Origin of the sequence: Paracraurococcus ruber (assembly GCF_004353985.1) — a bacterium.
GTDB lineage: Bacteria > Pseudomonadota > Alphaproteobacteria > Acetobacterales > Acetobacteraceae > Paracraurococcus > Paracraurococcus ruber.
On the sequence record NZ_SMOA01000046.1, the window covers coordinates 22117 to 35098 of the forward strand.

Genomic DNA, 12982 nt, shown 5'->3' on the forward strand with positions numbered 1-12982 from the left:
TCAGATCAGGAAGTGCTTCTGCATCCAGGCCATGCCATGGGCATTGGCCTTGGTCACCACCGGCCCGTCGGTGATGACATGCTTGGGGATCCCGCCCTCCCCCGGCTTCTCGCCCGCCACCACCGCGGCGACGCCGGCCATGATGGCGCCGCCATGGATGCGGCAGGACGGGTTGCGCACGGTGGCGTGCATCCGCCCGTCCAGCACCGCCTGCAGCGCCGGCGGCATGGCGTCGCAGCCGCCGATCCTGATGTCGGTGCGGCCCTTGGCGCGCATGACGTTGTAGGCGGCCAGCGCCATGTCGTCGTTGTGGAAATAGGCGGCGCTGATCTTCGGGTACTTGGTCAGGTGGGTGTCCCAGATGCGCGCCACCTTGGTCACGTCCCAGTCGCCCGGCGTGGTGTCCAGCACCTCCACCTTCGGGTAGCGCTTCACGACCGAGTCGAAGCCGCGGGCGCGGCCCTGCGCGCCGGTATGGCCCAGCGCGCCCTGGGTCATGATGATGGTCCCCTCGCCGCCGATCGCCTGCATCAGCGCCTCGGTCACCGAGGCGCCCATGAACTCGTTGTCCGGCGCCAGGAAGCTGTGGACGTTGATCTGCTCGAGCGGCGCGATCAGCGTGTCCATGTCGATCACCGGGATCCCGGCATCGATCATCCGCCGCACCGGGGCGGTGAGCGTGCCGATCCCGAAGGCCTGGATGGCGACGAAGTCCCAGCGCTGCGACGCCATGTTGTCCACCGCGGCGCGCTGGCGGGTGGCGTTCAGCTCCCCGTCGAACCAGGTCACGTCGACATTGAACAGCTTGCCCCAGTATTCCGCCGCGGCCTTGCCCTGGGCGCACCAGGTTGCCTGCAGCCCGGCATTGGAGAAGGCGGCGCGGAGCGGCCGGGCGGAGCGGCCCATCTCCGCCGCCATGGCGGCCGGGGCGATGCCCAGCCCGCCCAGGAAAGGCGCGGCGGCGGCGGCCTGGAGCAGGGTGCGGCGGCCGCCATCCGGCGTTGCCTCGTCGGTCATGCTGGTCGTTCCCCCCAGGGCCGCCTGTCCCGGCGGGCCCGTTGCGGGGTCAGCTTGCGCCAGCCTAGCCGCGCGATGCAACCGATGGCTGCGCCGACTCCGGCTTCTTCACGCAACCGGGAGGAAGGGCGTCAGGCGATGACGCCCGGCGCGCTTTCCGCCGCGTCCAGCCGGAACAGGTGGACCGTGCCGGCACCGCCCCCCCCATCGGCATGGGAGATCACCACCTCCGCCGCGCGCGCATCCTCGATGCGCCATTCGGGTCGGCCGGGGGCGGAGACGGCGGGCGCCAGCAGCCATTCCGAGGCCACCTGGCCGTCGCGGATATCGAGGGCGAAGAGCCTCGCCTCGCCCGGCCGCGACGTCGCGCCCATCATCAGCACCAGGCCTTCCGGCGTCAGCCGCAGGCCGTGCTCGCCGGCGAGGCAGCCATAGGCCCGCGGCATCTGCCATTCCCAGGATTCGCCGTCGGGGCCGCCGCCGAGCAGCGTGACCCGCCGCAGCCCGGGGATGTCCGCCGCTTCCGGGTCGCCCGCCGCCACCCAGGACCCGTCGGCGAAGCGATACCGGCCGGTGGCGCGGAACTCGGCCTCCACCGCGGGCGGCGACGGCGCGACGGCCTCGGCCTCGGCCGCTGCCCGGATCGCCAGGCCGGAGCGCGCATCGAGCACCGTGCCGTCCGACATGCGGACCTTCCCGCCATCCACGGCGGCGATGCTCTGGCAGACATCGTCGATGAAGCGCCCGAGGAAGCCGAGCAGCGGGTTGGCGTTGTTCCAGTTCCAGAGCATCCGCCCGGTCGCGCCATCCAGGGCGCAGGCGCCGCAGCCGCCGCGCCGCGCCCCGGCGCGGTCGCGGTCGGCGATCACGATGTCGGCGGCAAGGCCGCGGACATTGCCGGGACGCCCGGGCGCGTGGCTCCAGAGCAGCCGGCCATGCCGCCGGTCGATGGCGTGCATCTGGCCGACGACCAGCCGCTCGCCGAGGACGACATGGCCCTGCCCATGGCGGACATGCGGCACGGCGCATGTCCAGAGATGCTCGATCCTGACCATCCGCGCCTCGCTGACCCGCGCGGCAGCGCGGCGGCCCGACCATCGGGACGGTCCGTCCTGTGCCAAAGCGCCGGCCCGGCGTCCACGCGCGGCGTGCCTCATGCGACGCGCCGGGGGCCGCCGCGGGCGCGGCGCGGGGTGGAGGCACCGGCGACCGATGCGATCGATTGCCGCCGCGCCGCGCGTGGATTTAGGTCCGGGCGCGGGGTCGCGGCGATCATGCCGTCCCGGCGCAGGACGCTCCCATGCAGGTGCCGCCGATTCCGGTCTCGCGCAGCGTTGCAGGACGCCTTTCCGTCGTCGGCGGCGCCCTGGTTCTGGCGCTGGTGGCGACGAACCTGCATGTCGCCATGGATGCGGGCGGCGTCGCCGCCGGCCTGCGGGAGGCGGCGCGGGAGGCGCGCGCGGCGGTGCCGGCGCCCGGCACGCCGGAGGAGGCTACGGCACGCGACCTGCCGGGGCTGCGGCAGGCGGCGGACCGCCTGGCCGGGCTGGCCGAGAGCGCCGAGACGACGCGGCGGCTGCATGCCGGCATCACGATGGCATCGCTGCTGGCCGGCCTCGGCGTCCTGCTGCTCGGCAGGCGCCTGCTGCGGCGGATCGGCCGGCTGACCGCGAGCATGCTGACCCTGGCGGCCGGCGACACCGCAGGCGAGGTGCCGTTCCGCGGCGAGGAGGACGAGGTCGGCCGCCTCGCCGACACGCTCGCGGTGTTCCGCCGGCAGGCGGAACATACGCGGTCGAGCGAGGCCAATCTCAGCGTCGCGCTGGAGAATATGGTCGAGGGCATCATGATGCTGTCGCCCGACCGCCGCGTGGTGCTGCACAACCAGAAATGGGCCACGATGCACCGGCTGCCGCGGCGGGATTGCCGCGGGATGCTGCTGGAGGAGGTGCTGGCGCATCACCGCCATGTGCAGGGCTGGCCGGCCGAGGCGATCGCCGGGCTCCGCACCCGGCTGCAGGAGATCGCCGGGTCCGGCGGGGCCGGCGTCATCGACCTCGACCTGCCGGACCGCGTGGCGCACACCATGACCGTCGCGGTGCTGCCCGACGGCAACATGCTGATCAGCATCGAGGACGTGTCGGAGCGCCGGGCGGCCGCCGCCCGCATCTTCCACCTCGCCCATCATGACTCGCTGACCGACCTGCCGAACCGCGCGCTGTTCCAGGAACGCCTGGCCGCCGCGGTCGAGGCGGCGGCCGAGGACCATGCAGCCGGCATCACCCTGCTGCTCTGCGACCTCGACCGCTTCAAGCAGGTGAACGACACCTACGGCCATCCCGCCGGCGACGAGCTGCTGCGGCAGGCGGCGCGGCGGATGCGCGAGACGATGCGGCGGACCGATATCCTGGCACGGCTCGGCGGCGACGAATTCGCGGTGATCCATCTGGGCGGCGAAGACCCGACGGAAGCGCATGCGCTGGCGGCCCGCCTGGTGCAGGCGCTGCGCAAGCCCTTCGACCTGCTGGGCAACAAGGTCTGCATCGGCGCCAGCGTCGGCGTCGCCGCGGCGCCGGCCGACGCCGCCTCTCCGGTCGAGCTGATGAAGCGGGCGGACCTCGCGCTCTATGCAGCCAAGCAGCGCGGGCGCAACACGCATGTGGTCTACGACGCGACGATGGCGCAGGCGCTGGAGGAACGGCGGCTGATCGAGGTGGCGATGCGCCGGGCGCTCTTCGCCGGCGAATTCGCCCTGGCCTACCAGCCGCAGGTGGACCTGCGCAGCCGCCGCATCATCGGCTTCGAGGCGCTGGCCCGCTGGACGCATCCGGAGCGCGGCGTGGTCTCGCCCGAGATCTTCATCCCGATCGCGGAGGAGAGCGGCCTGATCGTCGAGCTCGGCGAATGGGTGCTGCGCCGCGCCTGCGCCGATGCCGCGCCCTGGGACCCCGCGATCACCGTGGCGGTCAACGTGTCGTCCCAGCAGTTCCACGAGGAACGCTTCCTGGCCACGGTGCGCGAGGCGCTGGAGGATAGCGGCCTGCCGCCGGGCCGGCTGGAGCTGGAGGTGACGGAGAGCGCCATGCTGCACGACAGCGAGAAGATGCTCGCGGTGCTGAACAGCCTGCGCGCCATGGGCGTGCGGCTGTCGATGGATGATTTCGGGACCGGCTACTGCGCGCTGAACTACCTGCAGAAATTCCCCTTCGACAAGATCAAGATCGACCAGTCCTTCGTGCGCAACCTCGGGTCGAAGGAGGAGAGCGACGCCATTGTCCGGGCGGTGGCCAGCCTCGGCGTCAGCCTCGGCATCAAGACGATCGCCGAGGGGATCGAGACGCAGGACCAGGCGGACCTCGTGCTGGATGCCGCCTGCGGCGAGGGCCAGGGCTACCTGTTCAGCCGCCCGGTGCCGGTCGGCATGGTGCCGGAGCTGCTGGCGGCGCAGCGCGAGGCGCATCCGGCCTGACCGGCCGGGCCTGGCCGCCGCGGCGTCGCGCGGCGGCAACCGCGGCGCATCCTGACGGCAGCACAACGGCCCGGCTTCCTGCCGCAGGATCAGGCGCTTGCACGCGCCATCCCGGGCCTGCCCCCAGGCTTGCCCCGAGCGCTGTGGGTAACCCGCGCGCCGCCATCGCCGCCCCGCCGGGCCGCCTGGACGAATTTTTCCGCCCCGGCGCCGCGTCCGGCAGGGTCCGGCGCGCGGGGCATTGCGGCAGCAAGGTTTCCAATCAATGACGGCGCCGCGTGGCCGGGCCCGTCGTGGCCGTGGTGCCACAGTCCAGGGGCGATGCCGGGCGCGAACGAGGCGGCGAGGAACGCCTCGGCAACCCGGTTCGGTAACAGTGGGTTGCGGTGCGCCTCTCACAGCCTGTCCCCAGGCTTGTCCCGAGGCCTGGGGAAAACCCCGTCACGCCCCGGGCCGCCGGGCCGGGGCTTGCATGCGGCGCCGGCACGGCGGCAGATCAGCCTCCTCCATGCCCCGACGCCGGCCCGCCCCGCCCCCCTTCTCCCTGCTGCCGCCCGACGCCCTGTCGCCGGCCGCGCAGGCTCTGCCGCTGCGCACCGGCATCGGCGTGCGGCTGGTGCTGGATGCCGGCGACGCCGCCGCGGTGGAGGCCGCCGCGGCGGCGCTGAAGGCGCGCTTCGGCCCGCGCTTCGCCATCACCGCCCGCCGCCGCGCCGGAACCGGGCTTCGGCTGACCGCCAGCCTGCAGGTCAGCCCGGACGAGGCGCTGGACGCCGCCGCCGCGACGGAGGCCGGCTGACGCCGCTGCCGGCTTGACGCCGCCCGACGCTGCCCAGCAGCATCGGGGCTTCGCGGAACTGGAAGGGATGCGCCATGCACCGCCGCCATCTTCTCGTGTCCCTTGCAGCCTCGGCCGGGACGGCGCTGGCCGCGCCCCGCCTGGCGGCGGCGCAGGGCGCCCCCGGCCGTCGCGTGCTGCGCTTCGTGCCGCAGGCCGATCTCGCGCTGCTCGATCCCATCCACTCGGTCGCCTTCGTCACCCGCAACCATGCGCTGCTGGTCTATGACACGCTCTATGGCTGGGATGCCGAGTTGCGCGCCCGGCCGCAGATGGCCGCCGCCCTGCCGGTATTCGAGGAGGACGGGAAGCGCGCCACCATCACCCTGCGGGAGGGGCTGCGCTTCCATGACGGCGCGCCGGTGCGCGCTGCCGACTGCGCCGCCTCCATCAGGCGCTGGGCGACGCGGGACGCCTTCGGCCAGGCGCTCTGGGCCGTCACCGACGACCTCTCGGCCGCCGATGACCGCCGCATCGTCTTCCGCCTTAAGAAGCCCTTCCCGCTGCTGGCGGATGCGCTGGCCAAGGTGGGCACGCATCTCTGCGCCATGATGCCGGAGCGGCATGCGGCCCTGCCCTCCTCCCAGGCGGTGCCGGAGATGATCGGCAGCGGCCCCTTCCGCTACGTGGCGGGCGAGCGCGTCGCCGGCAGCCGCAACGTCTATGAGCGCAACCCGGGCTACCAGCCGCGGCAGGAGGCGCCGAGCTACCTCTCCGGCGGCAAGGTGGTGCATTTCGACCGGGTGGAGTGGCTGACGATCCCGGATGGCGCGACGGCCGCCGCCGCCCTGCAGCGCGGCGAGGTGGACTGGTGGGAGCTGCCGGCCATCGACCTGGTGCCGCAGCTGAAGCGCGGCCGCGGGCTGAAGGTGGACACGCTGGATCCCAACGGCTCCATCGGCTTCTGGCGGCCGAACTGCCTGCATGCGCCGATGGACAACCCGGCGACCCGCCGCGCCATCCTGCGCGGCGTGAACCAGCGGGACTTCATGATCGCCGCGGCCAGCGAGGACCAGAGCTTCTGGCGCGTCCCCTACGGCTTCTTCGCCCCCGGCAGCATCATGGCGAGCGACGAGGGCATGGAGGCCCTCCGCAACCCGACCCCCATCGACGCCACCCGCCGCGCGCTGGAGCAGGCGGGCTATCGCGGGGAGCGGGTGAACATGCTGGCCGCCACCGATTTCCCGGTGATCAATGCGATGAGCGAGGTGATGGGCGACTATCTCCGCCGCATCGGCATCAACCTGGACTATGTGGCGACCGACTGGGGCACGGTGACGCAGCGCATCCTGAAAAAGGACCCGGTGGCGCAGGGCGGCTGGAACAGCATGGTGAGCTGGACCGCCGGCAGCGCCCAGGTGAACCCGGCCGCCAACAACCTCATCCGCGGCCATGGCGAGCGCGCCATCTTCGGCTGGCCGACCAGCCCGGAGCTGGAACGGCTGCGGGACAGCTGGTTCGAGGCGCCCGACGATCCCGCCCGCGCCGCCATCGGCCGCCAGATGCAGCGCCAGGCCTTCGAGGACGTGCCCTATGTCCCGCTCGGCCAGTTCTTCTCGCCCACCGCGCTGCGGGCGGACCTGGAGGGGATGCTGAAGGGCGTGGCGCTGTTCTACGGCATTCGCCGCGCCTGACACGGGGCACGCCGCCGTGGCGCGATGGCCGCGGCCGGTCGTACCGACCGGCCGCGGGCGACGATCGGGCACCGGCGGCCGGCCGCGTGGCGCCTTCGACCCTCCGCTGCCGCGGCGCGGATCGCACCGGGTCCTGGGCGGCCCGCAGCGCGGGCCCGCCACGCCCCGGGAGCGGCGCGGCGCAGGGACATTCCCGCCAGGATGCCAGCCGCCAGGAGTGCTGCCGCATGGAAGACGCCGTGCAGGGGGTTCCCGCCGCGGACAGGCTCGCCCGCCTCGTGCAGCGGGCCGCGGCGGCCGGGCCGGCCTTGCCCTGCGCGGTGGTGCATCCGGTGGATGCCGCCGCCCTCGCCGGCGCGCTCGAGGCGGCGGCGGCCGGGCTCATCCGGCCCGTCCTCGTCGGGCCGCGCGGGCGGATCGACGCCGCCGCCGCCGGGGCCGGGCTGGACCTGGCCGGCTTGGCGATCGAGGACGTGCCGCACAGCCATGCCGCGGCCGAGCGCGCGGTGGCGCTGGTGCGGGAGGGCGGTGCCGCCGCGCTGCTGAAGGGCAGCCTGCATACGGACGAGTTGATGGCGGCGGTGGTGGCGCGGGAGGCCGGGCTGCGCACCGAACGGCGGATCAGCCACTGCTTCATCCTGGACGTGCCGCGCTACCACAAGCCGCTGGTCGTCACCGATGCCGCGATCAACATCGAGCCGGACCTGGAGACCAAGGCGGACATCGCCCGGAACGCCATCGATCTCTGCCATGCGCTGGGCATCGCCCGGCCGAAGCTGGCGGTGCTGGCGGCGGTGGAGGTGGTGACGCCGAAGCAGCCGGCGACGATCGATGCCGCGGCGCTGTCGAAGATGGCGGATCGCGGCCAGATCGAGGGCGGGGAGGTGGACGGGCCGCTCGCCTTCGACAATGCCATCAGCGCCGAGGCCGCGGCGGCCAAGCACCTGCGCAGCGTGGTGGCCGGCGACCCCGACATCCTGCTGGTGCCGGACCTGACCAGCGGCAACATGCTGGCCAAGCAGCTGCAATACCTGGCGGGGGCGGAAAGCGCCGGCGTCGTGGTCGGCGCCCGCGTGCCCATCGCCCTGACCAGCCGGGCGGAGGGGGCCCGGGCACGGCTCGCCTCCTGCGCCGTCATGAAGCTGGCGGCCGGGATGCGACTGACGCGGCACGGGCCGGGCTGACCGCGCCGGCGCCGGCCAGGGCGGTATCCGTGCGGCATGGCTCATCGCAACCGCTCCGGTCGTTTGCCTCCACGCGCATCTTCACCCGATCGGGTGATCCCACCTGATCGGGATCTGCCCTCATGTCCTGCCCGCGAAATTCGCCGCCACCGGCCGCGAACTCCGCGGGTCAGCTCGCCACTGCAAGCACGGGCGCGTGGCCCGAACCGAAAGGCGCCGCCAGTGGCCGCGAGCTTCGGATCGGGGACACTAGAGCGGCATCCCGTCCTTCCCCGCCGCCGCGTCCGCCTGCCGCGGCGCGGCGGCGGCACGCGGCGGGTAGCGCCGCGCCACCTCGGCCATGCAGACCGCATAGGTGCGGTCGCTCGCCTCGTTCCACTGGTACACCGGCGTGAAATTCGGCGTGCAGACCGTGGTGCCGGGCGTGACCCGCCCCTTGCGGACATAGCCTGGCGAGCTGGAGCAGGAGGTGCCGGCATAGCGCGTGCCGAGAAAGAGCCCGGCACGCTGCGCCTGGCCGTGGCACAGCGCTGCGGCGATCTCGGCGCAGCCGCCGAGGGCGGCGAGCAACGACAGCAGCAGAAGGGTGCGAGTCGGGTGCATGGCGGACCGGCGGGCTGGACCGCCTGAAGTGCCGCATGACGCCGTGGCCGAACCGGCGCCGCCGCGTGGCGCCGCCATGGCAGGCCGCGCCCTGCCATGCGGCGCGCTGCCGAGCGGCGAGGCGCCATCGTGGCCGTTTTTGCTGTGCCGCGGCGCGGATTGCCCTAGCCTGCCGACGCATGTCCGGCCGCATCGTCACGCTCACGCTCAACCCCACCGTGGATATCGAGGCCGATGCCGACCAGGTACGGCCCACCCGCAAGACGCGCACGCGCAACGAGCGCTTCGATCCCGGCGGCGGCGGCGTCAACGTCTCCCGCGTGCTGCAGGTGCTGGGCGGGGAGACGCTGGCGATCCTGCTGACCGGCGGCCTGTCGGGCGCGCTGCTGGAGCAGATGCTGGACGCCCAGGGCGTGCCGCGGCTGTGCCTTCCCATCGCCGGCGACACGCGGATGAGCCTGACGGTCAACGACCAGGCGACGAAGAACGAGTTCCGCTTCGTCCCCGAGGGCCCGGTGGTGACGGAGCCGGAGTGGCGCGCCGCGCTGGCGGCGGTGGAGGCGGCGGAGGGCGACTGGATCGTCGGCAGCGGCAGCCTGCCGCGCGGCGTGCCGGAGGATTTCTATGTCCGGCTGGCGGCGCTGGCAGCGCGGCAGGGGCGGCGCTTCGTGCTCGACACCTCCGGCCCGCCGCTGCAGGCGGCGATCGGCCATGGCTTGGCGCTGATCAAGCCGAGCCGCGGGGAGTTCGAGACGCTGGTCGGCCGGTCGCTGGGCACGCCGCGGGCGCTGAACGAGGCGGCGCTGCAGTTGGTGCAGGCCGGCGGCGCCGCGCTGGTCGCCGTTTCGCTCGGCCAGGAGGGCGCCCTGCTGGCCGAGCCGGGGGGCGTGCTGCGGCTGCGGGCGCTGGACGTGCCGGCGCTGGGCGCGGTCGGCGCCGGGGACAGTTTCCTGGCGGCCATGGTGCTCAAGCTGTCCCAGGGCGCGCCCCCGCGCGAAGCCTTCGCCTGGGGCATGGCCTGCGGCGCCGCGGCGGTGATGCGCCCGGGCACGGCGCATCCACGGAAGGAGGATGTGGAGGCGCTGCGGCGGCAGATCGGCGAGGTATAGAGCGGTTTCCGTTCGCCATGGCTCGCGGCAACCGCTCCAGCCCTTTGCTTCTATGAGCACCTTCATCCGATCAGGTCATTCCACCTGAGCGGGATCTGCTCTCGGCCCGGCCGTCCGGGCCGCTGGCCCGGGTGCGGTCAGGTCTCGATGCCGGCCACCTCGGCTTCCGGCGAGACGCAGCGGAAGGGCAGTTCGCGCGCCGGTGCCCGGCAGGCGACGCAGAGGATGCAGGGATCGGCCCGCCGGTCGCCCGGGCGGCGGGTGAAGCCGCGGGTCAGGCCGAGCAACTCCCGCCCCTGGCCGCGCAGCGCGTCCCGTCGCCAGAAGCCGGTGCCGGCGGCGCCGCAATCCGGGCAGGCCAGCCGCGCGCAGATGTCCAGATGGTCCGTCATCGCTCCCCTGCGGTCCGGCGCGGTTCTGCCCGGTCGGCCCTGCCTGGCCCCGCGCTGCGACTCTTGCGCATCACCGCGGGGGAATTCAAACCATCGCGCGCAGTCCTCACGCGACTGCGATCACCAACCGTCGCCGGCGCGTGCCAGGCCGCCCAGCCCAGGCGCCGGCCGGCCCGGTCGGCCGGCCCTGCACACCGCCGCCGCCCGTCCGCGCGCTGCCGGCGCCGGGCGTCCCGTCGGCAGCATCAGGCCCGCCGACCCAGCGCCAGCCGCTTGGCCGGCCGCCCGGTGGCGAGGCCGGCGAAGCGCGCCAGAACATCGTCCGGCCAGGTGGTCACCCGGCGGATGCCGAGGTCGACACAGAGGTAGAGCACCTCGTTCTCCGCGGCGAGCCAGCCTTCCTCCGCATGGTGCATCCGGTGCACCGCCAGCAGCCGCTTGGCGTCATAGGCCAGCACCTCGTTGGTGCAGGACAGCGGCATGCCCTCGGTCACCTCCCGGACATAGCTCACCCAGGTCTCGGCGGCGAAGGTGCCGAGGTTGCGGGCGCGGAACGGCGCGCCGAGGCCGAGGCGGGGCCAGAGCTGGTCCGTGGCGATGTCGAACACCACGAGGTAGAAGCCCATGTTCATGTGGCCGTTGTTGTCCACCCAATCGGGGCGGACGCGGGCCAGGGGCGGCGGCAGCGGCGGCTCGGTCTCGGTCATTCTCTCTCCGGTCGGGCCGGCGGTCCCGGGCGAAGGCCGCCGGTAGCGGGGCAGTGGCGCGCATGGGATGGGCGGCGGCGCGCCGGGCACCCGGTCATGATCGGGGGCCGCCCGATCCGCGACGCGGCCCCGGCAGGCTTCGCGCGTCCTGGCCGGCCCGGACCATGCTGCGCCGATCCGTCCCTGGCCCCCCGGGCTATGCCCATCCCGCGGGGCCTGGCCGGCACGCCGCGGCGTCAGTGGATCTCGTCGGCCCGCGACAGCGCATCCTTCAGCCGGTGGATGTCGAAATCGTCGCGCCGCGCCATCTCCAGGATCACCGCCTCCCGTCGCGCGGTCAGGTCGATGGCGGCGGGCAGCTGCCGCACGGCATCGGCCGGGATCACCACCGCGCCATGGCGGTCGGCATGCACCACGTCGTCATGCATCACCGGCATGCCGTGCACGATCACGTCGCGGCCGAAATCCACCATGTGCACATGCGCATGGCTGGGGTTGACCATGCCGCCGATGATCTGGAAGCCGGTCGCCAGCATGTCGAGGTCGCGGAAGGACCCGCTGGTGACGCAGCCCTGGCAGCCAAGCCCCTTGTGGACGGTGCTGTTCACCTCGCCCCAGAAGGCGCCGAAGCCGGGCTGCTCGTCCAGGTCCTCGATCACCACGATGGTCGGCAGGTCGGCATCGGCGACGTATTCGTACCAGCCGATGCGGGCTTCCCGGTCCTGCTCCTTGCTGCGGCCGGACGGCGCGGCGGCGCGGATCTGGCCGGTGCGGGCCAGGCCGCAGATCGGCGGCAGGGTGGGGTCGGCGCAGACGAAGGGCTGCAGGGTGAAGCCGCGGCCGCGGCGGGCCGGCGCCACCAGTTCCAGCGCGTTGCAGATGGTCGGCGTGTCCCAGCGCCGCAGCAGGTCCAGGTCCGCGCGGGTGAAGGGCCGTTCAGCCATGGGGTAGTCCTCCCGGAAGGGCGCCAGGATCGGGGACGCGGCGGCGCCGGTCAAACCCGAAGCGCGGCATGAAGCTTTCGTGGCAGGCAGCGCCGCCCCCTGGCCGGACCGCGTCGCGCTTGGGCAGCGCGGGGCGGTGTGACCCGCGCCGCCGCCCGCCCTCGCCTGGCCCTCGGGATGCCGGCCACCCTGCCGCCGGCCCTCCTGCCCCGGGTTGGCGGCCGCGCGGCGTGGCCGGGCCGATCGAGGCACGCAACCTCGACGCGCTGATCGCGGGCGCGGAGAAGTGGCTGGCCTGGCGTCCGGTCCCGCTATGGCGGGCCCATCAGCGCCCCCGGCAAGCGCGACGGCACGGCGATGCAGGCCATCGACAGCGTGCTTGGCCGCCGGCTCCGGCACCATGCGGCGGACATCGGCGTCCCCTCGCCCACCCGCGGCTTCGGCTCCGCCGACAATCGCGGCCTCGGCGCGCCGAGCAACGGCGAGAGCTTCCATGGCGGCACGAAGCCATGGGAGCGGACCATCACCCGGCTGTCCCTGCGGCAGACCTTCGGTCTCTCCTGCGATGCCTTCGGCACCGACGACGATCCGAGGCGCTTCGCCGGCCCGCTGGCGGTCGCGCGGATGACCAGCACGGCAGGCAAGCTGGCGGCCCGGGATGTGTTCGACACCACCAGCAATCCCGGCGACAACGCGGGTCGCGTTCCGCTGGCGATCGGCACGCCGCGGCTGCGGGCGGCCTTCCGAATCGTGGCGAATCGCGTGACGTGGCCTTGCCCGATGACGATTGCATGACGCCGGCCGCAGCGGTTGCGGCGGCCGGGTGGCTGGCCTAGAGCGAGCGCCGCCTTCATGGGTCCGGGCCGGCGCGCCTCGGGATCCTCGAGGATGTCGAACCTGCGGAAGCATTCCCGTTGACGATCCACGGCCCCAACCAGCGGCACGGGCGATGACCGGTATTCCGTCGCTGGCGTCCCGGCCATGGGCCGTCGCCCGCGGGCTCGCCCGCTGCCCTCGCCCGCCACGCCGCCGCAGGGCCGCGGCGCGCGGCGGGGTCCCGGCGCCGCTTCGCCTCCCCCGCGCCG

At 73.7% G+C, this 12982-nt stretch carries 12 protein-coding genes; 6 read left to right on the forward strand and 6 right to left on the reverse strand.

The genetic code is table 11. The annotated features are described in order from the left end of the window. Positions 1–1017 carry a sugar ABC transporter substrate-binding protein gene (locus E2C05_RS11300; RefSeq protein ID WP_133219733.1) on the reverse strand — a complete coding sequence of 339 codons (1017 nt, stop codon included), beginning with the start codon at positions 1015–1017 and terminating at the stop codon, positions 1–3. 131 nt (positions 1018–1148) lie between these two features. Then, entirely contained in the window at positions 1149–2174 is a 1026-nt protein-coding gene (locus tag E2C05_RS11305; protein WP_338045134.1) for an outer membrane protein assembly factor BamB family protein, read from the reverse strand. Between the two features lie 143 nt (positions 2175–2317). Between E2C05_RS11305 and E2C05_RS32935 the strand changes: the two genes are divergently transcribed. The 4 genes from E2C05_RS32935 (at position 2318) to E2C05_RS11330 (ending at position 8142) form a co-directional block, all read left to right on the forward strand. Then, positions 2318–4486, forward strand: a complete 2169-nt coding sequence (locus E2C05_RS32935; RefSeq protein WP_158292059.1) for a putative bifunctional diguanylate cyclase/phosphodiesterase — start codon at positions 2318–2320, stop codon at positions 4484–4486. A gap of 508 nt (positions 4487–4994) precedes the next feature. Then, positions 4995–5285, forward strand: coding sequence for a hypothetical protein (locus E2C05_RS11320; protein ID WP_133219735.1), 291 nt, complete (start codon positions 4995–4997; stop codon positions 5283–5285). A 74-nt stretch (positions 5286–5359) separates the two neighbouring features. After that, positions 5360–6958, forward strand: a complete 1599-nt coding sequence (locus E2C05_RS11325; RefSeq protein WP_133219736.1) for an ABC transporter substrate-binding protein — start codon at positions 5360–5362, stop codon at positions 6956–6958. Positions 6959–7185: 227 nt separating this feature from the next. Continuing rightward, positions 7186–8142, forward strand: a complete 957-nt coding sequence (locus tag E2C05_RS11330) for a bifunctional enoyl-CoA hydratase/phosphate acetyltransferase (RefSeq protein WP_133219737.1) — start codon at positions 7186–7188, stop codon at positions 8140–8142. A gap of 249 nt (positions 8143–8391) precedes the next feature. On the opposite strand, the gene E2C05_RS11335 is transcribed toward E2C05_RS11330, so the two are convergent. Continuing rightward, a complete protein-coding gene (locus E2C05_RS11335) occupies positions 8392–8745 on the reverse strand; it encodes a hypothetical protein (RefSeq protein ID WP_133219738.1) in 354 nt (117 codons plus the stop codon). Between the two features lie 179 nt (positions 8746–8924). On the opposite strand from E2C05_RS11335, the gene E2C05_RS11340 reads away from it, so the two are divergent. After that, the gene (locus E2C05_RS11340; RefSeq protein ID WP_133219739.1) at positions 8925–9854 is read left to right on the forward strand and encodes a 1-phosphofructokinase family hexose kinase; all 930 of its coding nucleotides are present in this window, start codon (positions 8925–8927) and stop codon (positions 9852–9854) included. Between the two features lie 137 nt (positions 9855–9991). On the opposite strand, the gene E2C05_RS11345 is transcribed toward E2C05_RS11340, so the two are convergent. The 3 genes from E2C05_RS11345 to E2C05_RS11355 form a co-directional block, all read right to left on the reverse strand. Continuing rightward, on the reverse strand, positions 9992–10246 hold the full coding sequence (locus E2C05_RS11345) for a hypothetical protein (protein ID WP_133219740.1): 255 nt from the start codon (positions 10244–10246) through the stop codon (positions 9992–9994). Positions 10247–10491: 245 nt separating this feature from the next. Then, the gene (locus E2C05_RS11350) at positions 10492–10953 is read right to left on the reverse strand and encodes a thioesterase family protein (protein ID WP_133219741.1); all 462 of its coding nucleotides are present in this window, start codon (positions 10951–10953) and stop codon (positions 10492–10494) included. A 236-nt stretch (positions 10954–11189) separates the two neighbouring features. Next, the gene (locus E2C05_RS11355) at positions 11190–11897 is read right to left on the reverse strand and encodes an RraA family protein (RefSeq protein ID WP_133219742.1); all 708 of its coding nucleotides are present in this window, start codon (positions 11895–11897) and stop codon (positions 11190–11192) included. Between the two features lie 357 nt (positions 11898–12254). Here E2C05_RS11355 and E2C05_RS11360 point away from each other — a divergent pair, with 357 nt between their 5' ends. Next, the gene (locus tag E2C05_RS11360) at positions 12255–12692 is read left to right on the forward strand and encodes a hypothetical protein (RefSeq protein WP_133219743.1); all 438 of its coding nucleotides are present in this window, start codon (positions 12255–12257) and stop codon (positions 12690–12692) included. Positions 12693–12982: the final 290 nt, after the last annotated feature.

What these genes read in the sequence shown, in the direction of transcription:
- E2C05_RS11300 (WP_133219733.1), bottom strand. Translation starts at nt 1,017, where the DNA reads ATGACCGACGAGGCAACGCCGGATGGCGGCCGCCGCACCCTGCTCCAG.
- E2C05_RS11305 (WP_338045134.1), bottom strand. Translation starts at nt 2,174, where the DNA reads ATGAGGCACGCCGCGCGTGGACGCCGGGCCGGCGCTTTGGCACAGGAC.
- E2C05_RS32935 (WP_158292059.1), top strand. Translation starts at nt 2,318, where the DNA reads ATGCAGGTGCCGCCGATTCCGGTCTCGCGCAGCGTTGCAGGACGCCTT.
- E2C05_RS11320 (WP_133219735.1), top strand. Translation starts at nt 4,995, where the DNA reads ATGCCCCGACGCCGGCCCGCCCCGCCCCCCTTCTCCCTGCTGCCGCCC.
- E2C05_RS11325 (WP_133219736.1), top strand. Translation starts at nt 5,360, where the DNA reads ATGCACCGCCGCCATCTTCTCGTGTCCCTTGCAGCCTCGGCCGGGACG.
- E2C05_RS11330 (WP_133219737.1), top strand. Translation starts at nt 7,186, where the DNA reads ATGGAAGACGCCGTGCAGGGGGTTCCCGCCGCGGACAGGCTCGCCCGC.
- E2C05_RS11335 (WP_133219738.1), bottom strand. Translation starts at nt 8,745, where the DNA reads ATGCACCCGACTCGCACCCTTCTGCTGCTGTCGTTGCTCGCCGCCCTC.
- E2C05_RS11340 (WP_133219739.1), top strand. Translation starts at nt 8,925, where the DNA reads ATGTCCGGCCGCATCGTCACGCTCACGCTCAACCCCACCGTGGATATC.
- E2C05_RS11345 (WP_133219740.1), bottom strand. Translation starts at nt 10,246, where the DNA reads ATGACGGACCATCTGGACATCTGCGCGCGGCTGGCCTGCCCGGATTGC.
- E2C05_RS11350 (WP_133219741.1), bottom strand. Translation starts at nt 10,953, where the DNA reads ATGACCGAGACCGAGCCGCCGCTGCCGCCGCCCCTGGCCCGCGTCCGC.
- E2C05_RS11355 (WP_133219742.1), bottom strand. Translation starts at nt 11,897, where the DNA reads ATGGCTGAACGGCCCTTCACCCGCGCGGACCTGGACCTGCTGCGGCGC.
- E2C05_RS11360 (WP_133219743.1), top strand. Translation starts at nt 12,255, where the DNA reads ATGCAGGCCATCGACAGCGTGCTTGGCCGCCGGCTCCGGCACCATGCG.